The organism is Mycetohabitans sp. B3, assembly GCF_021498065.1.
In the GTDB taxonomy this organism is placed as follows: domain Bacteria; phylum Pseudomonadota; class Gammaproteobacteria; order Burkholderiales; family Burkholderiaceae; genus Mycetohabitans.
The window spans coordinates 328789-353074 of the sequence record NZ_JAHLKN010000026.1 but is presented as its reverse complement, the minus strand read 5'-3'; the positions used below and the strand labels follow the sequence as shown (position 1 = coordinate 353074).

Annotated in this window: 19 protein-coding genes and 1 pseudogene; 14 read left to right on the top strand and 6 right to left on the bottom strand. The window is 60.5% G+C overall.

Translation table 11 applies throughout. From position 1 onward, the window contains the following. Nucleotides 1-10: 10 nt before the first annotated feature. Together glnA and KQH55_RS08145 are read left to right on the top strand one after the other, a co-directional pair. Nucleotides 11-1426, top strand: coding sequence for a type I glutamate--ammonia ligase (gene glnA, locus KQH55_RS08150; protein WP_076786634.1), 1416 nt, complete (start codon nucleotides 11-13; stop codon nucleotides 1424-1426). 59 nt (nucleotides 1427-1485) lie between these two features. After that, nucleotides 1486-1620, top strand: a pseudogene (locus tag KQH55_RS08145) (IS110 family transposase); the annotation flags it as partial. Between the two features lie 137 nt (nucleotides 1621-1757). Here KQH55_RS08145 and KQH55_RS08140 read toward each other — a convergent pair. Beyond that, complete coding sequence (locus tag KQH55_RS08140) at nucleotides 1758-2051, bottom strand: H-NS family nucleoid-associated regulatory protein (protein WP_076787803.1); 294 nt, start codon at nucleotides 2049-2051, stop codon at nucleotides 1758-1760. 719 nt (nucleotides 2052-2770) lie between these two features. Between KQH55_RS08140 and KQH55_RS08135 the strand changes: the two genes are divergently transcribed. The 4 genes from KQH55_RS08135 to ntrC all read left to right on the top strand — a co-directional run bounded on the left by KQH55_RS08135 (nucleotide 2771) and on the right by ntrC (nucleotide 6219). Next, entirely contained in the window at nucleotides 2771-2986 is a 216-nt protein-coding gene (locus KQH55_RS08135; protein WP_235090575.1) for a type II toxin-antitoxin system Phd/YefM family antitoxin, read from the top strand. Continuing rightward, nucleotides 2983-3213 carry a Txe/YoeB family addiction module toxin gene (locus tag KQH55_RS08130; RefSeq protein ID WP_235090574.1) on the top strand — a complete coding sequence of 77 codons (231 nt, stop codon included), beginning with the start codon at nucleotides 2983-2985 and terminating at the stop codon, nucleotides 3211-3213. The genes KQH55_RS08135 and KQH55_RS08130 overlap by 4 nt, the downstream gene beginning before the upstream one ends. A gap of 249 nt (nucleotides 3214-3462) precedes the next feature. Next, entirely contained in the window at nucleotides 3463-4605 is a 1143-nt protein-coding gene (glnL, locus tag KQH55_RS08125) for a nitrogen regulation protein NR(II) (RefSeq protein ID WP_235090573.1), read from the top strand. A gap of 60 nt (nucleotides 4606-4665) precedes the next feature. Continuing rightward, nucleotides 4666-6219, top strand: coding sequence for a nitrogen regulation protein NR(I) (ntrC, locus tag KQH55_RS08120; RefSeq protein ID WP_076795639.1), 1554 nt, complete (start codon nucleotides 4666-4668; stop codon nucleotides 6217-6219). A gap of 24 nt (nucleotides 6220-6243) precedes the next feature. On the opposite strand, the gene xth is transcribed toward ntrC, so the two are convergent. Then, nucleotides 6244-7023, bottom strand: coding sequence for an exodeoxyribonuclease III (gene xth / locus KQH55_RS08115; protein WP_076795637.1), 780 nt, complete (start codon nucleotides 7021-7023; stop codon nucleotides 6244-6246). Between the two features lie 435 nt (nucleotides 7024-7458). Here xth and KQH55_RS16605 point away from each other — a divergent pair, with 435 nt between their 5' ends. The 5 genes from KQH55_RS16605 (at nucleotide 7459) to KQH55_RS08090 (ending at nucleotide 10972) form a co-directional block, all read left to right on the top strand. After that, entirely contained in the window at nucleotides 7459-7611 is a 153-nt protein-coding gene (locus KQH55_RS16605; RefSeq protein ID WP_306666077.1) for a hypothetical protein, read from the top strand. 152 nt (nucleotides 7612-7763) lie between these two features. Then, the gene (locus KQH55_RS08105; protein WP_235090572.1) at nucleotides 7764-7970 is read left to right on the top strand and encodes a hypothetical protein; all 207 of its coding nucleotides are present in this window, start codon (nucleotides 7764-7766) and stop codon (nucleotides 7968-7970) included. Nucleotides 7971-8192: 222 nt separating this feature from the next. Further along, on the top strand, nucleotides 8193-8474 hold the full coding sequence (locus tag KQH55_RS08100; RefSeq protein WP_235090571.1) for a hypothetical protein: 282 nt from the start codon (nucleotides 8193-8195) through the stop codon (nucleotides 8472-8474). Nucleotides 8475-8793: 319 nt separating this feature from the next. Continuing rightward, nucleotides 8794-9045, top strand: a complete 252-nt coding sequence (locus KQH55_RS08095) for a DUF378 domain-containing protein (RefSeq protein WP_235090570.1) — start codon at nucleotides 8794-8796, stop codon at nucleotides 9043-9045. 652 nt (nucleotides 9046-9697) lie between these two features. Continuing rightward, nucleotides 9698-10972, top strand: coding sequence for an amidohydrolase family protein (locus tag KQH55_RS08090; RefSeq protein ID WP_076795631.1), 1275 nt, complete (start codon nucleotides 9698-9700; stop codon nucleotides 10970-10972). A 15-nt stretch (nucleotides 10973-10987) separates the two neighbouring features. On the opposite strand, the gene KQH55_RS08085 is transcribed toward KQH55_RS08090, so the two are convergent. The 4 genes from KQH55_RS08085 to fixL all read right to left on the bottom strand — a co-directional run bounded on the left by KQH55_RS08085 (nucleotide 10988) and on the right by fixL (nucleotide 17400). Further along, nucleotides 10988-13084, bottom strand: coding sequence for a M3 family metallopeptidase (locus tag KQH55_RS08085; RefSeq protein WP_076795629.1), 2097 nt, complete (start codon nucleotides 13082-13084; stop codon nucleotides 10988-10990). Between the two features lie 141 nt (nucleotides 13085-13225). Further along, nucleotides 13226-14077, bottom strand: a complete 852-nt coding sequence (gene folD / locus KQH55_RS08080; protein ID WP_076795626.1) for a bifunctional methylenetetrahydrofolate dehydrogenase/methenyltetrahydrofolate cyclohydrolase FolD — start codon at nucleotides 14075-14077, stop codon at nucleotides 13226-13228. 189 nt (nucleotides 14078-14266) lie between these two features. Beyond that, nucleotides 14267-14890: an oxygen response regulator transcription factor FixJ gene (gene fixJ, locus KQH55_RS08075; RefSeq protein WP_076786657.1), complete on the bottom strand. Its 624-nt coding sequence runs from the start codon at nucleotides 14888-14890 to the stop codon at nucleotides 14267-14269. Beyond that, a complete protein-coding gene (fixL, locus tag KQH55_RS08070; RefSeq protein ID WP_076795624.1) occupies nucleotides 14887-17400 on the bottom strand; it encodes an oxygen sensor histidine kinase FixL in 2514 nt (837 codons plus the stop codon). Before fixL ends, fixJ begins: the two co-directional genes overlap by 4 nt. A 294-nt stretch (nucleotides 17401-17694) precedes the next feature. On the opposite strand from fixL, the gene aceE reads away from it, so the two are divergent. The 3 genes from aceE to lpdA all read left to right on the top strand — a co-directional run bounded on the left by aceE (nucleotide 17695) and on the right by lpdA (nucleotide 24140). Further along, nucleotides 17695-20394 carry a pyruvate dehydrogenase (acetyl-transferring), homodimeric type gene (gene aceE / locus KQH55_RS08065; protein ID WP_076786661.1) on the top strand — a complete coding sequence of 900 codons (2700 nt, stop codon included), beginning with the start codon at nucleotides 17695-17697 and terminating at the stop codon, nucleotides 20392-20394. 91 nt (nucleotides 20395-20485) lie between these two features. Then, entirely contained in the window at nucleotides 20486-22255 is a 1770-nt protein-coding gene (gene aceF / locus KQH55_RS08060) for a dihydrolipoyllysine-residue acetyltransferase (RefSeq protein ID WP_076797226.1), read from the top strand. A gap of 43 nt (nucleotides 22256-22298) precedes the next feature. Beyond that, nucleotides 22299-24140, top strand: coding sequence for a dihydrolipoyl dehydrogenase (lpdA, locus tag KQH55_RS08055; protein ID WP_235090569.1), 1842 nt, complete (start codon nucleotides 22299-22301; stop codon nucleotides 24138-24140). Nucleotides 24141-24286 lie beyond the last annotated feature (146 nt).

Sequence of the window (24286 nt, the reverse complement as noted above, 5' to 3'; positions counted from 1 at the left end):
GGAGAAAGGAATGACTAAAACCGTGGCCGACGTCACCAAACTCGTCGAGGACGAGGACGTCAAGTTCGTCGATTTTCGTTTCACCGACACCCGCGGCAAAGAGCAACACGTGACGGTGCCGGTGTCGGCGTTCGACGAGGACAAGTTTGAAGCCGGCCACGCGTTCGATGGTTCCTCAATTGCCGGCTGGAAGGGAATCGAAACGTCGGATATGCTGCTGCTGCCGGATCCGAACACTGCGTATATCGACCCGTTCTACGAGGAACCGACGTTGGTCCTCACCTGCGACGTGATCGAGCCATCGGACGGCAAAGGCTATGAGCGCGACCCGCGTTCGCTCGCCAAGCGCGCCGAGGCGTACCTGAAGAGCACGGGCTTGGGGGACACCGCGTTTTTTGGCCCGGAGCCCGAGTTCTTCATTTTTGATTCGGTGCAGTGGAACATCGATATGTCGGGCTGCTTCGTCAAGATTGGTTCCGAAGAGGCCGCCTGGTCGTCGGGCAGGGAGTTCGAACACGGCAACAGCGGTCACCGTCCGGGCGTCAAGGGCGGCTATTTCCCGGTTGCCCCGGTCGATTCGTTTCAGGACATGCGCTCGGAGATGTGCCTGTTGCTCGAGCAACTGGGCGTGCCGGTCGAAGTGCATCACCACGAGGTCGCCGGTTCCGGCCAGAACGAAATCGGCACGAAATTCTCGACACTAGTGCAACGCGCTGACTGGACGCAGATTTTAAAGTACGTCGTGCAGAACGTGGCCCATACGTACGGCAAGAGTGCGACGTTCATGCCTAAGCCGGTAGTGGGCGACAACGGTTCCGGCATGCACGTGCACCAATCGATCTGGAAGGATGGTCAAAACCTGTTCGCAGGCAACGGCTATGCGGGCCTGTCCGAGTTCGCGCTGTTTTACATCGGTGGCATCATTAGGCACGCCCGTGCGTTGAACGCGATCACGAACCCGACCACGAACTCGTATAAGCGGCTGGTGCCGCACTTCGAAGCGCCTGTCAAGCTCGCCTATTCGGCGCGTAACCGTTCCGCGTCGATCCGGATTCCACACGTGTCGAACCCGAAGGCGCGCCGGATCGAGACGCGTTTCCCGGATCCGATGGCCAACCCGTATCTGTGCTTCTCGGCGCTGCTGATGGCCGGTCTGGATGGCGTGCAAAACAAGATCCACCCGGGCGAGGCCGCGGACAAGAACCTGTACGATCTACCGCCGGAAGAGGACGCAAAGATCCCGACCGTCTGCGAGAATTTGGACACGGCGCTGGACGCGCTCGATGCCGATCGCGAGTTCCTCACGCGCGGCGGCGTGTTCACGGATTCGATGCTGGATGCGTACATCGAACTCAAGACGCAGGAGCTGCAACGCTTCCGTCAAACCACGCACCCGATCGAGTTCGAGATGTACTACTCACTCTGAGCGATGGGGCGCGCTGTCCGGTAGGCGGTGCGGTGCGCCCATTGCGCGTTACCGCCCGCGCCCACTATTGGACTCGCAAGCTCCAGGCGCTTGGGCACACCGTCAAGCTGATGGCTCCCCAATTCGTGAAACCATACGTGAAGACGAACAAGCACGATGCGGCTGACGCCGGAGCCATCTGCGAAGCGGGCACGTTTGGCGAATTGATCCACCGCCTTGCTAAGCCGATGCTCCCACGCACTTGTTTTTTGGCACTAATTTGCCGGTGCAACAAAAGATAATGCGGCACACAGTGGCATATTCGCCTCCTTCACCAACATGCCGTTCCGCCTTATTTTTGGATCAAAAAGCGCTCGCGATTCTTTCCAATCCATGACGGTGCCCGACCTCTACCGCTCCAGGTCTCACCCGTTTTGGGATTTTGGTATTTCGGCTCCGGCTGCGTCGCGCGTGCAGCGCCGCGAGCTTGACGCCTACGTCCAAATAAATCTTCGGCCGTGATCCCCAATTCGGTGATCTTCTCACGCATCTGTGCAACCACCGTTTCCAATTCCTGCGCCCGTAAGGCTTCTGCTTCCGCTTCAAGCTTTTCAATTTGAGCGCGCAACTCTTGGTATGTGGACATGTTCATTCCCTATGTTAAGTTAAAAATATCCTGGACGGATGCGAACTGGTTCAACTCACTTGTATGCCTGTGCCAACGTCTCAGACTGACGAAGCGCTGGCATGGCCTCTATGTAAAAGGCTGATTGCAGACTAACCGCTTGGGCCACGATAGTTATCACGTTCGATGATCAAATACCGCTTTGCTTTTTGGCCTTCTTACCCTGCGTATGCGCATAAATAATGCCAGCTGTTCTTTACGACGACCGGCGGCCCCACAAGATCCTCTATTGTACCTTAATGCGCCGACGGCCGAGCCGACCACTGGATTAAAAATGAGTAGTTTATGGTTTTCGCCGGCGGCGCGGCGCAGAAATGCAACAAATCACCTGCGGGTGTTTTCAATTGGCGCGATGCAAGACGAGTGCCGTCATCACCTTTAAGAAGAGGCCTAAGCTCGGATTGTCGCTGCTCGCCCAACTGTTCATAAAGCCTTATAAATAACTGGGTATTGTTCGTTGACGCATGGATAACCTGTTACTCGGCGCTGGACACCTCTGAACCCAATCGTCGAGTGGGCCACGGTTATCCCCATTTCAGCGCTCCGGCAGTCGCGCGGCATAATCCATGTCGGAAGTCCGAATGGGTTTGAAGGAGCGGCGTTCGAATAGGTGATTGAGCGTTTCCATGAGCGTCGTACCCTGCTCGTTAGCAAGCAGGGTACGACGTAGGCAAAGCTGTTTGTCCGAGTTGGCTGGACGTTGGCCCGGGGCTTCACTCATCACGCGCCGCGACGCGCCAAACGCCGTTATTATGTCGCAGGACTATGACGACAGCATGATGGAGACGGTTTATCTGTTGCGTTCGCCAGCCAACGTCGCTTACCTCGAGCGTTCGATTGCACAGTGGCGTAAGGGCATGGCAAAAGAATGCAAACTGGTCGAAGACGCTGAATGAGCGTGCGCCGCGTGCTTTTTACGCTCGATATATGGGACGATTACATCTACTGGCAGGGGCAAGATCGCCAAGCCTTCAAGCGCATCAACCAGCTCATTCGCGAGGCACAGTGCACGCCTTTCAACGGCATCGGCAAGCCCGAACCGCTGAAGGTGAACCTTTCGGGCTTTGGGTCCTGCCGCATCGACGACACTCATTGCCTGGTGTACGAGGCGGACGATGTCTAGCTCAGCATCCTCTCCTGGCGTTACCACTATTAGGCGTGACGGCGTGCCGCGGCGCGTGTTCGACAATGCATCGTCAGGCGCGGCTGCGTGTTGCGCCCGACAGCGTCAAACGGCTGACGGCGCGGGTAAAAGAACTGACGGCTACCCAACAGTGCCTCCAGCGTTATTCACGAGCCGCCGTATGCGGAACTGCACGTACGGTGGTGTGAGACAGCGACGGGGATAACCCTACTCGGTTGGACCGGCCCGATGGTATTGAAGAACCTAACCAAATTGAAACAAAACCAATCCGATACGCTGGACGATTCAGCGCTGTGCTGCTCTGGGCTACTGCCCGGGCTCGATGCGCTGCCGACGGTCGTGCTGGTGCTGGACAAGCGGACACTGCGCGTGGCGTATGCGAATCCATCGGCCGAGTCGATGCTCGAGATGTCGCGCCGGCAACTGGAGCACACCACGTGGCCGGATCTGTTCTCCAATGGCGACGAGTTGGTGACGACCATCGCAGCGATTGCCGACAACCGGTTCCAGGCGACGCACCTGGATGCCACACTGGAGCGCCAGCTGCGCGAGCCGTTGCGTGTGCACGTGATCGTGGGCTACCTCGAGGCAGCATCGGATTACGTATTGCTAGAGCTGTTCGCCAACGACCAGCAATTGCGCAGCGATCGAGAGGAGCGCATCCATGACCTGACGTCGGTCAACAAGCAGTTGATTCGCAATCTGGCGCACGAGATCAAGAATCCGCTTGGCGGCATTCGCGGCGCGGCGCAGTTGCTTGAGTTCGAGTTGGGCGAGCGCGAGGTGCGCTACGACCTGCACGAATACACGCAGGTCATCATCAAGGAGGCCGACCGGTTGCAGACGCTGGTAGACCGGCTGCTCGAACCGCACCGCCATCCACACATCGTCGGCGACGTGAACATCCACGAGGTCTGCGAACGGGTACGCACAGTGATCCTGGCCGAGTTTCCCCGAGGGCTGACGATCGAGCGCGACTATGATGTGAGCGTGCCGGAGTTTCGCGGCGACAAGGAGCAACTGATCCAGACGTTGCTGAATATCGTGCGCAATGCGACGCAGGCGCTCAAGGAGCGCATCTCGCAAGGTGACGCGCATATCGAGTTGCGTACGCGCATCGCGCGCAAGGTGACGATCGCCAAGCGGTTGTGCAAGCTGGCATTGGACTTGCGTGTAATCGACAATGGCTCCGGCATACCGGAGGAGATCCGTGACCGAATCTTCTATCCGCTGGTGTCGGGACGGGAAGAGGGCAGCGGGCTCGGGCTCACGCTTGCGCAGACCTTTGTGCAGCAGCACGAAGGGTTGATCGAAGTGGAAAGCCGTCCCGGTCATACCGAATTTCAGATCCTATTGCCGCTGACTCGATGATCGGCGCGCAGGCGACAGGTGCGCGCACGCAGATATTGAAGAAAAACGCCCAATAAATTTATGAAGCCAATTTGGATAGTTGACGACGATCAGTCGATACGCTGGGTGCTCGAGAAGGCACTGGCGCGCGAGAACTTCGCCACCCGTAGCTTTACCAGCGTGCGCGACGCGCTGGCCGCATTTGCGCAGGACCAGCCACAAGTGCTGGTATCGGATATCCGAATGCCGGGCGGTTCGGGGCTCGAACTGCTCAATGCGGTGCGCGAGCAGTGGCCGGAGGTGCCGGTGATCATCATGACAGCATTCTCGGACTTGGACAGCGCCGTCGCAGCCTTCCAGGGCGGGGCGTTCGAGTATCTGGCCAAGCCGTTCGACGTCGATAAGGCGGTCGAGTTGATCCGCCGCGCCGTTGATGAGAGCATGCGCGGCGAACAAGGCTACGATGACCGGCTCGCCGAGGCACCGGAGATGCTCGGGCAGGCCCCGGCGATGCAGGACCTGTTCCGCGCGATCGGCCGGTTGTCCCATTCCGTGGCGACGGTGCTGATTACTGGCGAGTCCGGGACCGGCAAGGAACTGGTGGCTCGTGCGCTGCATCGGCACAGCCCGCGCGCTAATGGACCGTTCATCGCATTGAACATGGCGGCGATTCCCAAAGATCTGCTTGAATCAGAGCTATTCGGGCACGAGCGTGGGGCGTTTACTGGCGCGCAGGCGATGCGGCAGGGCCGCTTCGAGCAAGCCGAGAACGGCACACTGTTCTTGGACGAAATCGGGGATATGCCGTTCGATCTGCAGACGCGACTGTTGCGTGTGCTCTCGGACGGGCAGTTCTACCGCGTCGGCGGCCACAGTCCTTTGCGGGCGAACGTGCGGGTGATCGCGGCGACGCATCAGAATCTGGACACGCGGGTGCGGCAGAGATTGTTTCGTGAGGATCTCTATCACCGGCTCAACGTGATCCGGCTGCGGCTGCCGCCGTTGCGGGAACGCAGCGAGGACATTTTGCTGCTCACGCGACATTTCCTGCAAAAGAGCGCGCGCGAGCTGGGTGTCGAGCCCAAGCGCGTCACCGATGCAACGCTGGCGTACCTGGCGTCGCTGCCGTTTCCTGGCAACGTGCGCCAACTGGAGAATCTGTGCAACTGGCTGACCGTGATGCCGCCCGCGCAGACCATCGAGATCAAGGATTTGCCACCGGAACTGGTCACAGAGCGACAATCGTCGACGCACGCCGTGGCCAATGAAGGGCTGCTGATCGGCAAGGCTGTCGGCGCCGCCGGCGCAGCAGCGGCGTCCCCGTTCGGCGATGCCCGTGCCGCAGCACTGGCGCGCAGCGGCGTGACGCCGCTGGCCGGTCCTGGCAGTGGCGCGTGCACGCCGGTATTGCCCCAGATCAGTGCATGGGAGGTCGGCTTGCGCACCGAAGTGGCGCGACTGCTGCGCGAGAACTCGCCCGAGGTGATGGACGGGCTGGCGCGCCGCTTCGAAGCCGCGGTGATCCGCGAGGCGCTAGATTTCACGCGCGGCCGCAAGGTCGAAGCCGCCGAGCGGCTTGGCATCGGACGCAATACGATCACCCGCAAGATCCAGGAGCTGCAACTGGAATCATGACGGCGCGATCGGGGCGCTGCCCGCTTAGCGCTCCAGCGTCGCGATTACCGGCGCATGGTCCGATGGCTGGTCCCAGCGACGCGGAGTCTTGTCGATCTCGCACGCGCTGCAGCACTGCGCGAGCGACGGTGACAGCAGGATGTGATCGATGCGTAATCCTGCGTTGCGGCGAAAGGCCAGCATCCGGTAGTCCCACCACGAGAACGACTTGTCAGGCTGCTCGAAGCAGCGAAAGGCATCGACGAGCCCGAGTTCGACGAGCGACCGGAAGGCATGGCGCTCCGCGGGTGACACGAGGTTCTGTCCTTCCCACGCTTGTGGGTCGTGCACGTCGCGATCTTCCGGCGCGATATTATAATCGCCCATTAGCGCGAACTGCGGGTGTGCACGCATTTCGGCGGCGACCCATTCACGCAGCGCGGCCAGCCATGACAGCTTGTACGCGAATTTGTCGGAGCCCGGCGCCTGCCCATTGGGAAAGTAAGCGCTGACCACGCGCACGCCGTCGATGGTCGCGGCAATCAAGCGTTGCTGCAGGTCGTCAAAGCCGGGAATGTTCCGTATGACGACCGCTTCGTCGACCGGCAAACCGTCGCGTACGAGGATTGCGACGCCGTTATAGGTTTTTTGTCCGGAAAACCAGCTGCGGTAGCCGGCCGCTTCAAGTGCCGCGCGCGGATACTTGTCGTCGGGCAGCTTCAGTTCCTGCAAGCACAATACGTCGACACGGCTCATGGCGAGCCAGTCGATGACGTGTTGCAAGCGGACTTTTAATGAATTGATGTTCCACGTGGCGATTTTCATGTTTGAGTGAGTGCCGCGACAGGATCGGCTTTGCGGCTATGTTTCAATGGTAGTGGGCTATCTGGCTACCCATCTAGCTACCCACCTTGGAGGTGGTAGAGAAAACGATGGTGCCGCTTATGATAGCGTTAGTCCGGCTTTAGTCCGCTGTGTGGCCCTCGCGGCTCTTGCGTGGCAACGATGCTGGTTCTGCGACAAATTCGTCAGGCGGCAGCAGACTTAAGAAAGTCTGGGCAACTTTGGCTTTCGGCGCGTGAGCCAGTCATCGTAACGCTCTGGGCATAGGATCACGATGCCGTGCTTCGGCCCCCGGCTTGTGCAAATGGCGCAGGAGCGGGTACGTGCGCCTTGCCACAGCACTTGTCACGGTGCTGGTACTGATGGCAACCGGTTTTCTCGTTGGGCGTTGGTCACCGCGGCCAACGTCTGCCACTGATGCCGTTTATGCAACTTGCTACCCGGATTGGTGGAGCACTTACGGTGATGGCGGCCCTGCTATGGTTGGGCCAATGTGTTCGACACGCAAAAATAAACGCGTTTGCCGATGTCAGTGATTCCAGAAAAATTACGTGGCCCTTGGACCAATAAGTCCTCTTGTACGCTTAAGGCAAGACGCGAATTACAGCATTGACAAGGCTGGTGAATTATGAAAGCGTTAGCCTATGAGGCTAGTCCTGCTATGGGCGCGTGATGATCACTGACCACGGAAACAATGGAGGTTGGCAATGAGAACGCGAGCGATGAAAGTAAAAGCGCAACAAAGAGCTAAAGTTGCAAGAATTTTACATGAGCATGAGGGAGAACTCAGTTCGTTTGCGCGGATGCAGCGGTATTACGGTGAGCTACAAGCAATACTCAACACCGTTGCGTCGCGTTTCGGCGCAACCGCTCGTCCAAGCCCGGCGATGCGCGAAATCGACAAGCGCGCTGCCGCTATTGAGGAGTGAGTAACGAGTGATCGACGGCAACATGTGCCGGTGCGCGTATTGGGACGCTTGGGGGGCGAGAACGGAGGGGATAGGATAAGCGGTGTAAATAACTGGCTAAATCGGAATAGGTCAGCAAGTCGAGAGCCAACGGAAGGCGAATTCCTTAATATCAACCCGTTCTCAGATTGGTCTGGATCAATCAATCAAGGTTGGATACAGGGAGCGTTTGATAGAGGCCATATGTTCCGCTTATTAACGGACGTGCCTGACCATCTTGTCGCTGCACATAACAATGCCGCTCAAAATCCGACTGAAGAAAACATCAACCAATATAAAGAAATGTTGAGCAATGCAGCGGGAAACTGGCAACATCGAAGCAGTGTTTTTGCAAAAGAGTTGATTGAGTGTGCTAAAAATGGATACGTCATTCACGAAGACGCAGCTGGTAGAAAAGGCGTTATGCCACGGATTAGGCATGAACTTTTAGAAGGGATACGAGGCAGGGCACCGAGGATACCGTAAAAGACTACTGCTTAAGCGCGATGTGAAGGTGACGTATGAGTTAGTGCGCCGCTATTGTAACCCATCCGGTGGGCAGGCCGTATGCACTGTGGCGCGCCGCCGATGAGCGTAGCAACTGGATGCGCTGCTGCAAAATCGCTGTGACAAATCCGCCGTCAACAACCAGGCTGAGACCGACTCGTACGTTTTCAAATAGACTTGCTCATACTTGGTGCTGCGCCACAGCCATTCGACTATAGGAACCCGTGCAGGCACGCTGTTTGCGGTAATCGCAGGCAGTTAGTTCACCCCGTATCGTTACATTTTTTAGGAGATTGCTATGACTATTGTGACCGCTTGTGGCGCACGTTCCAACCTACTCGACTGGATTGTCGGCGCGTTTGTCATCATTGGTGCTATTAACTGGGGACTGGTCGGACTGTTTCAGTTTGATCTCGTCGCGGTGATGTTCGGCGTTGGATCGGTTGTGGCTCGTATTATTTACGTGCTGGTGGGGTTATCAGGGATTTACTGTTTGGTTAGAGCTTGCATTGCGGCCAAGGTTACAGCGTCCGACGACCGAGCGCATTGACCATACATGCGGTTACGCCAATAAATAATGGTTGATTATCGTATCCATTATACGCGAGCCGCGCGGGCGGATCGGTGTGACTATACCAATTCCTGCTTGAGAAGGAAGTGGATACGGCCGTCCGCGCGCTTGATGCAATCCGCTAGGGGGTGTCAACGTGCTGCGTACCTTTCCGCGGCAGACCTTTCCGTTTACTTGCCGCAAGGCTGAAGCAGGGGGTTCGTTTCTGAAGCGAAGCTCGATTCGGTAAACTGTCGGTCCTCGCCACGTGCGGCCCTCCCGAGCTGTCCTTCTACAAGGCATGTCTGGGACGATAACAGTAAGTTTTAAAATCACCGCGTACTATTCGTGCTCGGGGAGAAGCGATAGCAGGGCAATGCGTCATTCGCGCTATGTCGGCTTGAGAAGTGGCGCGTTAAATCCCATGCGCATCTTGCAGCGCGACATGCAGTGTCCGTCGCACCGCCTGCGCGAGACGAAGTGTGGTACGGCGAGAAAGTCGCTGCACAATAGCATAAACGAGTACCACTGATTGATGGAGATTGCGAATGCGCGATCGGCATATCCAACTTGATATGACAATTTTGCACGCCTAGTCCCAGCATGCGACCAACATGCAACGTCGGAACGCCCTAGCACGAAGGAGCTTCTGATGGATCTGATTCTCCGTAACGCATCGTTGCCCGACGGGCGTACGCAAATCGATATCGGCATAAGCGGCACGCGTATCGTCGCGGTAGAGCCGGCGCTGGTGGCGACCGCATCACAAGAAATCGATGCGCAGTGCAAGCTGGTCACGCCACCGTTTGTTGACGCGCATTTTCATATGGACGCGACACTGTCGTATGGGTTGCCACGGGTCAACGCGTCAGGCACGCTGCTCGAGGGTATCACGCTATGGGGTGAACTGAAGCCGACACTCACGCAACACGCAGTGCTCGAGCGCGCGCTGCAATACTGCGATTGGGCCGTCGCGCGTGGATTGCTGGCGATCCGCTCGCACGTGGACGTTTGCGATCCGAGGCTACTGGCCGTTGAAGCCCTCGTCGAAGTCAAGCGCCGCGTCGCGCCGTATCTCGATCTTCAATTAGTCGCATTTCCGCAGGATGGCCTGTTGCGCAGTCCCGGCGCTTTCGACAACTTAAAGCGCGCGATCGCGCTAGGCGTGGATGTCGTGGGCGGTATCCCGCATTTCGAGCGGACCATGGCCGATGGTGCCGAGTCAATTCGACTATTGTGCGAGTTTGCGGCGCAAAAAGATTTGCGATTGGATATGCATTGCGACGAATCGGACGACCCGATGTCGCGCCATATCGAGACGCTGGCCGCCGAAACGCACCGGCTTGGGTTGCAAGGTCGTGTTGCCGGCTCACATCTGACGTCGATGCACTCGATGAACAACGACTACGTGAGCAAATTGCTGCCCTTGATCCGCGAAGCCGGCGTGGCCGTGATTGCCAACCCGCTAGTCAACATCACGTTGCAGGGGCGTGCGGACACTTATCCGAAACGGCGTGGCATGACACGTGTGCCGGAGATGCTGGCTGCCGGCATCGATGTTGCGTTCGGTCACGATTGCGTGATGGACCCGTGGTATGGGCTCGGTTCGGGCGACATGCTGGAAGTCGCCCATATGGCGCTGCACGTCGCCCAGATGACCGGCGTTGATGCAAGCCGTGCTTGCTTTACCGCAATTACGCAGACGCCAGCACGGATCCTGGGCCTCGAAGGATATGGCGTTGCGCCCGGCTGCCATGCCGACCTGGTATGGCTCGACGCACGCGATCCTATCGAGGCGATCCGCCTGAGGGCTGCACGGCTCGCGGTGATTCGGCGCGGCCAGGTGGTCAGCCGGCAACCCGCAGCGCAGGCGACGCTGGCGTTACCCGGCCGCCCCGCATCGGTCGACTTCAAGCTGTGTCGGTGACGCGCATCATCTGCGTCAGGCCGCGTCGGCTTGCGCGGTCATGCCATTGTGCCGCAGCAGCGCATCGATACTCGGTTCGCGGCCGCGAAAAGCCTTGAATGACGCCATCGCGGAACGGCTGCCGCCGACCTCGAGTATCTGCGCGCGGTAGCGTGCTCCGGTTTCGCGATTGAGCACGCTGCCGCCGATGCTGGCCGCTTCCTCGAACGCGGCATAGGCGTCGGCCGACAGAACCTCAGCCCATTTGTAGCTGTAGTAGCCTGCCGCATAGCCGCCCGCGAACACGTGGCTGAACGTGTTTGGCCATCGTGAAAACGGTGCTTGTGGCACAACATGGCAGCTATCGTTGACTTGGCGGGCCAGTGCGTTGACGCTCATCTCGCCGTCGGGATCATACGTCGTGTGCAGCAGCATGTCGAACTTTGAGAAGACGATTTGCCGCAGTGTCGCGAGCCCGCTTTGGAAGTTGCGTGCCGCCAGCATCTTATCGAACAGCTCGCGCGGTAGCGGCGCACCGGTGTCCACGTGCGACGTCATGCCAGTCAGCACATCCCACTCCCAGCAGAAGTTCTCCATGAACTGCGACGGCAACTCGACCGCATCCCATTCGACACCGTTGATGCCGGACACCCCCAGCTCATCGATTCGCGTCAGCATATGGTGCAATCCATGGCCGAACTCATGGAACAATGTGATAACTTCATCATGCGTGAAGCAGGCTGGTTTGCCACCAACCGGCGCCGAGAAGTTGCACGTCAGATAGGCGGCCGGCGTTTGCAGTGTGCCATCGGCGCGTCGGTGGCGCGAGCGGGCATCGTCCATCCACGCGCCGCCACGCTTGCCCTCGCGGGCATACAGATCTAGATAGAACTGGGCGAGCAGTGTGCCGTCGTGATTTTCGACGCGGAAAAACCGTACGTCCGGATGCCAGGTTTCGGCCGTATCCGGCTTGATGAGTACGCCGAACAAGGCCTCGGTGACACGAAATAGGCCCTGCAGCACAGTGCCTTCCGGGAAATATTGCTTGACTTCGTTTTCGGAGAACGCGTAGCGCTTTTGCCGCAGCTTTTCGGACGCGTACGTGACATCCCATGGTTCGAGCTGCGCAAGCCCCAGCTCATCGGCCGCAAATGTTTGCAGCTGTGCCCAGTCTTTTTCCGCATACGGCCGCGCGCGCCGCGCCAGGTCATTGAGAAATGCAATGACCTGCTCCGGGGAGTCGGCCATCTTCGGCTCGAGCGACACTTGCGCAAAATTTCGGTAGCCCAGCATCGACGCTTCTTCCGCGCGCAGCTTCAGCTGCTCGGTCATGTTCGCGGTGTTATCCCACTGTGGCTTGCCGCTGCCGTAGTCGGGCCCGAGTTCCGACGCGCGGGTCGCGTATGCGCGGTACATCGCCTCGCGCATTGGGCGGTGTTCCGCGTATTGCAGCACCGGAAAGTACGACGGGAAGTGCAGCGTAAATTTCCAGCCCGGCTTGCCGTCTTTTTCGGCGGCGTGGCGCGCCGCGTCGATCGCGTCCGCAGGCAGGCCCGCGAGCTGTGCGTCGTCCGTCACGAAGTACGCGTACGCGTTCGTCGCGTCGAGCACATGGTCGGAGAACGCCTTGGACAGCGTGGCCTGCTGCTCCTGCAATTGCGCAAAGCGCGGCTTGCTGTGCTCGGGCAGTTCGGCGCCGGACAGGCGGAAATCGCGCAACGCGTTGTCAAGAATCTTCTTGCGCGCGTCGCTCAACTGCGCATACGCGTTGCTGGCCGCAATAGCCTTGTATTTTTCGTACAGCGCAAGGTTCTGGCCGACATTGGACCAGAATTCGGTCACGCGCGGCAGGTTCTGCGCGTGTGCCGCACGCAGTGCCGGCGTGTCGGCAACGGCATTCAGATGGCCAATCACGCTCCACGCGCGCGACAGCGGCTCGGTAGCCGCCTCGACCGGTTCGACCACCGCTTCCCAGGTGGCCGGCGTCTGCGGCGCACTGGCATGTCGTACCGCATCGTTCGCGGCTTCGAGCAGCACATCGAGCGCTGGGGTGACATGCTCGGGCTGGATCGATGCAAAGCGGGGCAGGTCGGTGAAATCGAGCAATGGATTGGGAGTAACGGTTTGACCCATGATGTTCCTGTCATATCTTGAAAGAGTGACGGCCCGGTGCGATGCACCGAGCTGCAGCGCTGCGCGTAACTTGTCACTATGATCTGGGGACGCGTGCGACAGTTTCCAGTCAATTATGCCCAATCCGGCACAACCGCACCGTCACCCGGCCGCGCGCTCGGCCGCTTCGATGGTGTTGACCAGCAGCATCGTGATCGTCATCGGACCGACACCGCCGGGTACCGGCGTAATGTAGCCGGCAACCTCGCGAACGCCGGCGAAATCCACGTCGCCGCACAGCTTGCCCTCGTCGTCGCGGTTCATGCCGACGTCGATGACAGTCGCACCGGGCTTGACCATGTCGGCCGTCACCAAATTGCGCTTGCCGGTCGCCGCGATGATGATGTCCGCGCTGCGCGTATGGGCCGCGAGATCACGCGTCTTGCTGTTGCAAATCGTCACGGTTGCACCGGCCTCGACCAGCAGCATCGCCATCGGCTTGCCGACAATGTTCGAGCGGCCGATCACCACCGCGTTGGCGCCAGCCAGCGGGATGCGCTCCGATTCGAACATTTTCATCACGCCGTACGGCGTGCAAGGGCGAAACAGCGGCTTGCCAGTCATCAACGCGCCCGCGTTGGCGACATGAAAGCCATCGACGTCCTTTTCCGGTGCGATCGCCTCGATGACCTTGTGCGCATCGATATGCGGCGGCAACGGTAGTTGCACGAGGATCCCATGGATCTGTGGATCGCGGTTCAGCGCGTCGATGTGGGCGAGCAGGTCGGCTTCGCTGAGTTCAGCTGGGTAGCGCTCATAGACCGAATGCAAACCGTTATCCTCGCACGCCTTGACCTTGTTGCGCACGTAGACCTGGCTGGCCGCGTTGTCGCCGATCAGCACCACGGCCAAGCCGGGCCGGTAACCGCGTGCGGTAAGCGCGGTCACACGTTGCGCCACTTCGGCGCGCAGCTGTTTGGAAAGGAGGGTGCCGTCGATGATTCTGGCTGTCATGGCAGGTGGTGGGTCGGTTTATCGAAGCGCAAAGCGGTGGGCGGTGCATGCTACACTGCGCTTGCACGGCAAGCGGCTGCACACGGGGCTGCACACGGCCCGAAAAGGCTGATTATACCGCCACGGGCGAGTGGCTTGGCCGCCCTGGGCGACCGGCTTCGTTCGCGCATCCGTTGTTTGACGCGGCCCCTACTGCTTTTTTGACAAGGCAAGGCGCAGCAGGTCGGCCACCGTGTTCACGTTGAGCTTTTCCATGATGTTCGCGCGGTGCGCCTCGACCGTCTTGATCGAGATGCCGAGATCGTCAGCAATTTGCTTGTTCAGCCGCCCGGCGGTGATGCGCTCGAGTACCTGGTGCTCGCGCGCGGTCAGTTTGGACAGGCGCTCGGCGGTCGCCCGCTGCTGCTGCGCGGTCGAGTTTTCGGTGCGGGCACGCTCGAGCATGCGCTCGACCAGCTTGCGCAACTCGGCTTCGTCGAACGGCTTTTCGATGAAATCCATCGCGCCTTTCTTCATCGTCGACACGGCCATCGGCACGTCGCCGTGGCCAGTGACGAAAATGATCGGCAGCATGGCATGCTCGGCAATCAACTTTTCCTGCAACTCGAGCCCGCTCATGCCGGACATGCGCACGTCCAGGATCAGGCAGCCGAGCTGCGATGGCTGGTAAGCATCGAGAAACTGTTCGGCGCTGGAGAAGCACTGGACACGGTAGCCATTGGCCTCGAGCAGCCAGCGTAGCGAGTCGCGGACTGCCTCGTCATCGTCGACAACGAAGACGGTTTCTTGTTGTGTGGTGACTGGGCTGCTCATAGTTCTCCCGTAACAGTTTGCGGCGCGGCCGCTGCGGACCCATGCTGCGTGGGTTCTTCGGTTTCGCCAAATGGCAACGTGAAATGAAAGGTACAGCCGGTCACGAGGCCATCGGGCTCAATATTGTTGACGACCCACAGACGTCCCCGGTGAGACTCGATAATCGAGCGGCAGATGTTCAGCCCCATGCCCATGCCATCCGACTTGGTGCTGTAGAACGGCTCGAACAGATGCTCGGCGGTGGCTTCGTCCACGCCCGGTCCCTGGTCCACCACGCTGATGCGCACGCACTGGTCATCGGCGACGATGCGCACCTCGACGCGGATCACGGGATCGATTGCGTTGGGACGGGCATCAGCCATCGCCTCGGCAGCGTTTTTCAGCAGGTTCACGAGTACCTGCTCGATCAGTACCGGGTCGACATTGATGACCGGTAGCCGCGCGCGCATGTCGGTGACGATGCGGATGCGCCGCTTGCGCGTCTCGATCTCGGCCAGGCCGACCGCATCCGCGATGATGTCGCTGATCTTCGTGCGTTGACGCTTCGGCTCGCTGCGTTTGACGAATGCGCGGATGCGCTTGATGATCATGCCGGCGCGCACCGCTTGCTGTGACGTTTTCTCGAGCACCGGTAAAAGGTTTTCTGGCGACGCACGGCCGGACTTCACCAGGGCAACGGTGCCCGATGCGTAGTTGTTGATCGCCGCCAGCGGTTGGTTTAACTCGTGCGCTAGTGACGAAGCCATTTCGCCCATCGTCATCAAGCGGCTGGTGAACTGCAGCTTTTCGTCCTGTTGCTGCGCCAGTTCCTGGGCTTGCTTGCGCTGCGTGATATCCGTGGCGATTTGCATCTGCGCAAGATGGCCGTCGACCCACTGGATGTATTGCCGACGCACCTCAAACCACTTTTGGATGCTTTGTACGTAGATTTCGCACGCGTCCGACGTGCTTTCAGTCAGCGCGGCGGCCGGCAGGCCGGCGTAGGTGTCAACCAGGTCGATCGAGTCGTTCGACGCCTGGGTTGCCGTGTCAAGGCCGGAGCCTGCCAATTCCAGGTGTCCGTCCGGGCGGATACCGAATAGATGCCGGTAATAGCGGTTGGCAAACAGCAGTTCGGCCTGGTCTGCCGCCAGCACCGAGACTGCTGCGTCCAGCGATTCGAGTACGGTGGTGAAGCGCTCATGGGCGGCGGCCAACTCCTCGCGCGCGCGCTTGGGCTCGGTGATGTCGGTCATCGACGACATCCAGCCGGTCTGGCGCCCAGAGCTGTCGATCAGCGGCGATACATACAGCCGCGCGTAAAAGATCGAGCCATCCTTGCGGCGCACCCGCAACTCGAACCCCGACGAGGGTGCTTTGCCGCGCAGCGTCATGTCGAGCTGCCGGTGCATTTCCGGGCAGGCTTCGCGCGGCCAGTACGGGAACGGAGCGGTTTTGCCCACCAGGTCGCTTTCGTCCCAGCCGGTCATCCGGCAAAAGGCCGGGTTCACGTGCGTGATGCGTCCTTGCATATCGAGCACGCGCATGCCGATCAGCACCGAGTTTTCCATCGCGCGTCGGAAGAACGCTTCCGCGTACAGCGCCTGTTGCGCCTCGAAGCGCTGCCGCGTGTGCTTCCATAAGCTCCACAGGCTCCATAACACGAAGCACGACAGGCCGGCCACTAGCCACACCAGCGTGTTGTTCGTGAAATTGGTCAGTTGCGGATACGAGTACACGCGCACCGCCAGGCTATGGCCCGGCGGATCGAGCGGTAGATCGTAATACGCATCGCGCGGCAGCCGCGGGCGGGTGGACGTGGTGGACAGCTCGCGGTGGCTCGGATCGATGATCGAAATCTTGTACTTCGCGGACAGCTCGGCCGGAATGTCGTGCTTGAGCATACCTTGAACCGAGAACACGGCGGCCACCGTGCCGAGGAACTCGCGCTCATGGAAGATCGGCGTTTGCAGCGTTACGTAGCCGTTGCGCAAGTCGTCGTAGAGCAGCGCCGAGTAGATCTGCCGGCGCGAGGCACGTGCTTCAGTGAACGAAGCGCGGATCGCATCGTACAATTGCGCATTGTTTGGCTTGGCCAGCCGAGAGCCGACGTGCGGCTCCGGGGTGCTGGCCCAATGCGGCGTCTGCGAGCCGTCGAGCCAGTTCATGTAGATGATTTCTGGATGGCTTTGCATCACAGCGCTGGCGGCTGTCTGGAAGGTCCGCGCGTCACCATGACCGGCGGCAATGTCGCGCGCGAGGGCGGCAATGTGTTCCTGCGCGCTCGTCATTGACAGACGGATCTGTTGCTGGGCCCACGCGACGTTGCGATACAGCGTGTCTTCCTGCTGCTGTTGCTCGCGCCGGTTCAGGCTCCACAGAATCAGGCTCATTACGATCAGGAACACCACGATCGACACGAGCGGCGTGAGCAAGTAAGAGTTGGACCACCACGGGCCGTGGTGCCAGCGGTTGGGCGGCGGCGTCGGCCCGGGCCGCGCTGCACGAGCGAGGAGCCGTTCGGTCAACATAGAGGAGATTGTAGCGCAGGGTTAAAAGCACAAAGCGAGCAGTTCGCGGCAATGCAGCGATAGAATCCAGACGGATGCCAGATTTTCGGGTTGCATCGCAGCAATTTTTCATATGGCGAGAAATCATCTCGTCATTTGAAAATTTTGTTGCGCAGGCTCAGACCGGGTCTTTACAATTCGGTGGCCACCCGGCCAGGATGCCGCTTCCGGCCGCGCGATCCCGCAGGCGGACCCGCGCGCGGTAGCTGGTCACTTTGTGCTGCACGTTCCCCATACCAGGACCAGGAGACGCTCATGTCCGCCGTACCCGAGGAAGTGATGAAGTATGTCACCGCCGAAAAAGACAACGACCCGCAAGAAACCGCCGAATGGCTCGAGGCGTTGGATGGCGTGCTGTCGGCCGTAGGCCCTGAGCGCGCACATTACCTGATCGAGAAGCAGATCGAATTTGCGCGGGTCCATGGCGAGCATCTGCCGTTCTCCGCAAACACACCGTACATCAATACGATCCCCGTGTCCGCGCAGGCTAAGAACCCCGGCGATCAGGACATCGAACACCGGATCCGCTCGTACACGCGCTGGAATGCGCTGGCGATGGTGCTGCGCGCCGGCAAGCACACGAACGTCGGTGGACACATTGCCTCGTTTGCGTCGGCCGCCACGCTCTATGACGTCGGGTACAACCATTTCTGGCACGCGCCGAGCGCCGAACATGGCGGCGACCTGGTGTTCGTGCAGGGCCACTCGTCGCCCGGCATTTATTCGCGCGCGTTCCTGTTAGGCCGACTAACCGAGGAACAACTGGACAACTTCCGGCAGGAGGTCGGGGGCAAGGGCATCTCATCGTATCCGCACCCGTGGCTGATGCCAGATTTCTGGCAGTTCCCGACGGTGTCGATGGGCCTAGGCCCGATCATGGCGATCTACCAGGCGCGTTTCATGCGCTACCTGGAGGCGCGCGGCATTGCGAAGACCGCCGGGCGCAAGGTTTGGGCTTTCCTCGGTGACGGCGAAACCGACGAGCCGGAATCGCTCGGTGCGATCGGCATGGCCGGACGTGAGAAGCTGGACAATCTCGTGTTCGTGATCAACTGTAACCTGCAGCGGCTGGACGGGCCGGTGCGAGGCAACGGCAAGATTATCCAAGAGTTGGAGTCCGAATTCCGCGGTGCGGGCTGGAACGTGATCAAGGTGATCTGGGGCAGCCGCTGGGATTCGCTGTTCGCGCGCGACAAGACGGGCGCGTTGATGCGCCGGATGATGGAAGTAGTCGATGGCGAATACCAGACGTACAAGTCGGAGTCCGGCGCCTACGTGCGCGAGCATTTCTTCAACACGCCGGAACTCAAGGCGCTGGTGGCGGACTGGTCCGACGATGACATCTGGAATTTGAACCGAGGCGGCCACGATCCGCATAAGATCTACGCGGCATTTCATGCGGCGCAGCATAATGTTGGCCAGCCGACCGTGATTCTGGCGAAGACCATCAAGGGTTACGGGATGGGCGAGGCCGGGCAGGCGATGAACATTACCCACCAGCAGAAGAAAATGCAGGTGGACCAACTGAAGAAGTTCCGTGACCAGTTCCGGCTGCCTATTTCGGACGACGAGATCGCCGATGTGCCTTATCTGAAGTTCGACGAGGGTTCAAAGGAGCTTGAGTACATGCGTCAGCACCGGCTGGCGCTCGGCGGCTATCTACCGCAGCGACGGATGAAGGCCGATACGTCCCTGGACGTGCCGCCGCTCTGCGCGTTCGAACCGGTGCTCAAGGGCACCGGTGAGGGACGCGAGATTTCCACGACGATGGCGTTCGTGCGGATCTTGAACATCCTGCTCAAGGACAAGGCGCTCGGCAAGCGGATTGTGCCGATCGTGCCGGACGAGTCGCGCACGTTCGGCATGGAGGGGCTGTTCCGCCAGATCGGCATCTGGAACCAGGAAGGGCAGAAGTACGTGCCGGAAGATTCCGACCAGCTGATGTTCTACAAGGAATCGACGACCGGGCAGATCCTGCAGGAAGGCATCAACGAGGCGGGCGGCATCTGCGACTGGATCGCGGCGGCGACATCGTACTCGACGCACAACGAGATCATGGTGCCGTTCTACATCTTCTACTCGATGTTTGGCTTCCAGCGCGTCGGCGATCTGGCCTGGGCCGCCGGCGACATGCGCTCGCGCGGCTTCCTGCTCGGCGGCACCGCGGGACGCACAACGCTCAATGGCGAAGGGTTACAGCATGAGGACGGGCATTCGCTGTTGTGGGCGTCGTCGATCCCCAATTGCGTCAGCTACGATCCGACATTTGGCTACGAGCTTGCGGTGATCATCCAGGATGGCTTGCGCCGCATGGTGCAGGAGCAGCAGGACGTGTTCTATTACCTGACGGTAATGAACGAAAACTACGAGCATCCGGCGATGCCCGAGGGCGAGCATGTCGCGCAGCACATCGTCAAGGGCATGTATTCATTGCGCAAGGCTGAAGCGGACAAGGACGCTCCGCGCGTGCAATTGCTCGGCGCTGGCACGATTCTGAACGAAGTGATTGCCGCAGCCGAGTTACTGAAAAACGATTGGGGCGTGGCCGCCGACCTTTGGAGCGTGCCGAGCTTCATCGAACTGGCCCGCGAAGGGCACGCAGTACAGCGCCAGAATCTGCTTAACCCGCTCGCCGAGCCCAAGCTGTCGCACGTGCAGACCTTGCTGAAGGACACGCAGGGGCCGGTGATCGCGTCGACTGACTATGTACGCTCGCTGGCCGAGCAGATCCGCGCATTCGTGCCGCGTCGCTATGTGGTGCTTGGCACCGATGGCTTTGGTCGTTCTGATACACGCGAGCAGCTGCGTCACTTCTTCGAAGTCGACCGCTATTGGGTCACGGTGGCCGCGCTGCACGCGTTGGCCGACGAAGGCACGATTGACCGCAAGCGGGTGGCGCAAGCGCTGCAGCAATACCAGCTCGATCCGGCCAAGCCGAATCCGGTGACAGTCTAACGCCATTTTCCCGCATCGCGCGAATGCGCTGCTCCGTGTGCGACAGCCGTGGCCGGCTGTCGCACACGCGTGGCTGATGGAGACAAAATCAATGAGTGAAGCGATCGAAGTGAAGGTGCCGGACATCGGCGACTACAAGGACGTGCCGGTGATCGAGGTGCTGGTCAAGCCGGGCGATGCCGTCGAGCCGGAGCAATCGCTGGTCACGCTCGAGTCGGACAAGGCGACGATGGACGTGCCGAGCCCGAGCGCCGGTGTCGTCAAGGAAGTCAAGATTAAGCAGGGCGATACGGTCTCCGAAGGGTCGCTAATCGTGATCCTCGATCGCGCGAGCAGTGCGCCGGCGTCTAACGGTCACAGTGCGGCGCAATCCGCCGCAGCCGCTGCGCCGGCCGCGGGCCAGGCGTCCGCCGCAAGCTCAGCGTCCGCTGCCACACCCGCGCCGCCGGCCGCTGCGGCTGCGTCCTCAGCTCGGCCTGTATCGCCGGCCGCGCCCACTGCGTCCTCACCCCAGGCTGCGTCGGATGGGGCCGGCGGCGTGCGCGAGGTCAAAGTTCCCGATATCGGTGACTATAAGGACGTGCCGGTGATTGAAGTGCACGTGAAGGTAGGCGACGTCGTCGAACCGGAGCAGTCGCTGCTCACGCTGGAATCGGACAAGGCAACGATGGACGTGCCGAGCCCGGCCGCCGGTACGGTGAAGGCGCTGAAAGTCAACGTCGGCGACATGGTCTCAGAAGGCACACTGATCGTCGTGCTGGAGAGCATCGGTGGTGCGGCCTACGAGCAAGCGCAGCTTGCGCCGGCCGCGCAGCCGGCTACTGCGTCCAAGCCGGTCAAGCCGCCTTTGGATCTGCCGGTTGCGTCAACGCCGGCCAGTGGCGCTCGCGAGCCGTCTGCGCTTGCGCAGGCGCCGGTGATCCCGATTGCCGGCGCACACCGCGCCAGTCACGCGAGCCCGTCGGTGCGCAAGTTCGCGCGCGAGTTGGGTGTCGAGGTCGCGCGCGTGCCGGGCACGGGCCCGAAGGGCCGGATCACGCGCGAGGATGTGACCGCCTATGTGAAGGGCGTGATGACCGGACAGCGCGGCGTGCCGGCGGGCGCAACCGCCGCGTCGGGCGGCGCGGGACTGGACCTGCTGCCCTGGCCGAAGGTCGACTTTGCGAAGTTCGGCCCGGTGCAGGCCAAGCCGCTGTCAAGGATCAAGAAGATCTCTGGGGCGAACCTGCATCGCAACTGGGTCATGATCCCCCACGTGACGAACAACGACGAAGCCGATATTACCGAGCTTGAGATGTTGCGCGTGCAACTAAACAAGGAAAACGAGAAGGCGGGCATCAAGGTGACAATGCTCGCGTTCGTGATCAAGGCGGTTGTCGCTGCGTTGAAAAAATTCCCAACCTTCAACACCAGCCTGGACGGCGAGAACCTGGTGTTCAAACAATATTTCAACATTGGCTTTGCGGCCGATACGCCGAACGGGCTCGTCGTGCCGGTGCTCAAGGAGGCTGACCACAAGGGTGTGCTCGACATTGCGAAGGAAACCGCGGAACTGGCGAGGCTGGCTCGTGAAGGCAAGCTGAAGCCAGACCAGATGCAGGGCGGCTCGATTTCGATTTCGTCGCTTGGTGGCATCGGCGGCACGCATTTCACGCCGATCATCAATGCACCGGAAGTAGCGATCCTCGGCTTATCCAAGAGCGCTTACAAGCCGGTCTGGGACGGCAAGCAGTTTGTCCCGCGGTTGATGCTGCCGCTGTCACTGTCGTACGACCATCGCGTAATCGATGGCGCGCAGGCCGCGCGCTTCAACGCGTATCTGGTCCAGATCCTCGCGGATTTCCGCCGCGTGATGCTGTGATTAGACGATATCAATCCGTTGCGCGAACAAGAAGGGGACGTGGATGAGTCTCGTTGAAATGAAAGTGCCTGACATCGGCGATTTCAAGGACGTCAGCGTGATCGAGGTACTGGTCCAGCCTGGTGATACGATCGACAAGGAGCAGTCGCTGTTGACGCTAGAAAGCGACAAGGCATCGATGGAGGTGCCGAGCGACTACGCCGGCACCGTGAAGGAGGTCAAGGTCAAGGCCGGTGATAACGTGTCCGAGGGCACCGTGATTGCGATCATGGAGGTTGCCGACCAGGCGGAGCGTGCTGATGATGGCCGTACCGCGGCACAGGCGCCGGCTGCGGCCACCGCGTCCGCCCCGCCCCCGGCGTCGGTGCCGACATCGCCGGCCGCGTCAGGCGCGCGGCTGGCGAGCGCGTCGCTGCCGACGTCGGCAGCGCTGCCTGCAGCCGGTGCGCCGGTTGCGGCCTATCGTGGCAGCGCCGATATCGAATGTGACGTGTTGGTGCTCGGTGCCGGCCCAGGCGGGTACTCGGCCGCGTTCCGCGCCGCTGACCTCGGCCTGAAAACTGTGCTCGTCGAGCGCTATCCGACACTGGGCGGCGTCTGCCTGAACGTCGGGTGCATTCCGTCGAAGGCGTTGCTGCACACCGCCGCCATCGTTGACGAGGCGGCGGCGCTGGCAGCGCATGGGATCACGCTCGGCAAGCCGCAGATCGATTTGGGTAAGCTGCGCGAGTTCAAGAGCGGCGTGGTGCGTAAGCTGACGACCGGGCTCGCTGGCATGGCCAAGGCGCGCAAGGTGCAGGTGGTGACCGGCGTTGGGGCATTCGTCGACCCTTATCATCTCGAGGTGCGGACCGACGGCGGCAAGCAGATCGTGCGGTTCAAGCAGGCGATTATCGCGGCCGGCTCGCAAGCCGTGAAACTGCCGTTTCTACCTGACGACGCACGCGTTATCGATTCCACTGGCGCGTTGGCGCTGCCGCAAATCCCGCAGCGGATGCTAGTGATCGGTGGCGGGATCATCGGGCTCGAGATGGCCACCGTGTATTCAACGCTCGGCGCGAGCATTGACGTGGTTGAGATGCTCGACGGCTTGATGCAGGGCGCGGACCGGGACCTCGTCAAAGTATGGGAGAAGTTCAACGCAAAGCGCTTTGCAAACGTGATGCTGCAGACCAAGACCACGGCTGCTGAAGCTAAGCCGGACGGCATCTATGTGAGTTTCGAAGGCGAGCATGCGCCAACGGATCCGCAGCGCTACGACTTGGTGCTCGTTGCAGTCGGGCGCAGTCCGAACGGCAAGCGCATTGGCGCCGAGCGTGCCGGCGTTGCAGTGACCGAGCGCGGTTTCATCGAGGTCGATCAGCAGATGCGTACCAACGTGTCGCATATCTATGCGATCGGCGATATCGTGGGTCAGCCGATGCTCGCTCACAAGGCGGTCCATGAAGGGCATGTGGCAGCGCAGGCCGCCGCCGGCGAAAAATCTTACTTTGATGCGCTGCAGATTCCTTCGGTGGCGTACACCGACCCCGAGGTCGCATGGGCCGGCAAGACAGAGGCGCAACTGAAGGCCGAAGGCATCCAGTACGGCAAGGCGGTGTTTCCGTGGGCTGCCTCCGGGCGCGCGATTGCGAACGGCCGGGACGAGGGCTTTACGAAGTTGCTGTTCGATGAACAGACCCATCGCGTGATCGGCGGCGGTATCGTCGGACTCAATGCGGGCGATCTGATCAGCGAGATTTGCCTGGCCGTGGAAATGGGCGCGGACGCGACGGATATCGGCAAGACGATTCATCCGCACCCGACGCTCGGGGAGTCGGTTGGGATGGCCGCGGAATTGTACGAAGGCGTCTGCACCGATCTGCCGCCACAGCGCAAAAAGTAACATGGGCCGTTAACGCGGGCTGTGCCGGTTCGTCGCGAATACGTGCAAGACCGTTGGGGCGCGTTCAGATAGCCTTCGCCTTATCAAATGGCCTGCTCTATGCCTCGTCGAGGTGTCGGCTCATTCAACGGCGCATTGCGTGAGAC

Bases quoted from the DNA above. Each gene is read 5' to 3' on its own strand.
- glnA (WP_076786634.1), top strand. From the start codon at position 11: ATGACTAAAACCGTGGCCGACGTCACCAAACTCGTCGAGGACGAGGAC.
- KQH55_RS08140 (WP_076787803.1), bottom strand. From the start codon at position 2,051: ATGTCCACATACCAAGAGTTGCGCGCTCAAATTGAAAAGCTTGAAGCG.
- KQH55_RS08130 (WP_235090574.1), top strand. From the start codon at position 2,983: ATGAGCGTGCGCCGCGTGCTTTTTACGCTCGATATATGGGACGATTAC.
- glnL (WP_235090573.1), top strand. From the start codon at position 3,463: ATGGTATTGAAGAACCTAACCAAATTGAAACAAAACCAATCCGATACG.
- ntrC (WP_076795639.1), top strand. From the start codon at position 4,666: ATGAAGCCAATTTGGATAGTTGACGACGATCAGTCGATACGCTGGGTG.
- xth (WP_076795637.1), bottom strand. From the start codon at position 7,023: ATGAAAATCGCCACGTGGAACATCAATTCATTAAAAGTCCGCTTGCAA.
- KQH55_RS16605 (WP_306666077.1), top strand. From the start codon at position 7,459: ATGCCGTTTATGCAACTTGCTACCCGGATTGGTGGAGCACTTACGGTG.
- KQH55_RS08105 (WP_235090572.1), top strand. From the start codon at position 7,764: ATGAAAGTAAAAGCGCAACAAAGAGCTAAAGTTGCAAGAATTTTACAT.
- KQH55_RS08100 (WP_235090571.1), top strand. From the start codon at position 8,193: ATGTTCCGCTTATTAACGGACGTGCCTGACCATCTTGTCGCTGCACAT.
- KQH55_RS08095 (WP_235090570.1), top strand. From the start codon at position 8,794: ATGACTATTGTGACCGCTTGTGGCGCACGTTCCAACCTACTCGACTGG.
- KQH55_RS08090 (WP_076795631.1), top strand. From the start codon at position 9,698: ATGGATCTGATTCTCCGTAACGCATCGTTGCCCGACGGGCGTACGCAA.
- KQH55_RS08085 (WP_076795629.1), bottom strand. From the start codon at position 13,084: ATGGGTCAAACCGTTACTCCCAATCCATTGCTCGATTTCACCGACCTG.
- folD (WP_076795626.1), bottom strand. From the start codon at position 14,077: ATGACAGCCAGAATCATCGACGGCACCCTCCTTTCCAAACAGCTGCGC.
- fixJ (WP_076786657.1), bottom strand. From the start codon at position 14,890: ATGAGCAGCCCAGTCACCACACAACAAGAAACCGTCTTCGTTGTCGAC.
- fixL (WP_076795624.1), bottom strand. From the start codon at position 17,400: ATGTTGACCGAACGGCTCCTCGCTCGTGCAGCGCGGCCCGGGCCGACG.
- aceE (WP_076786661.1), top strand. From the start codon at position 17,695: ATGTCCGCCGTACCCGAGGAAGTGATGAAGTATGTCACCGCCGAAAAA.
- aceF (WP_076797226.1), top strand. From the start codon at position 20,486: ATGAGTGAAGCGATCGAAGTGAAGGTGCCGGACATCGGCGACTACAAG.
- lpdA (WP_235090569.1), top strand. From the start codon at position 22,299: ATGAGTCTCGTTGAAATGAAAGTGCCTGACATCGGCGATTTCAAGGAC.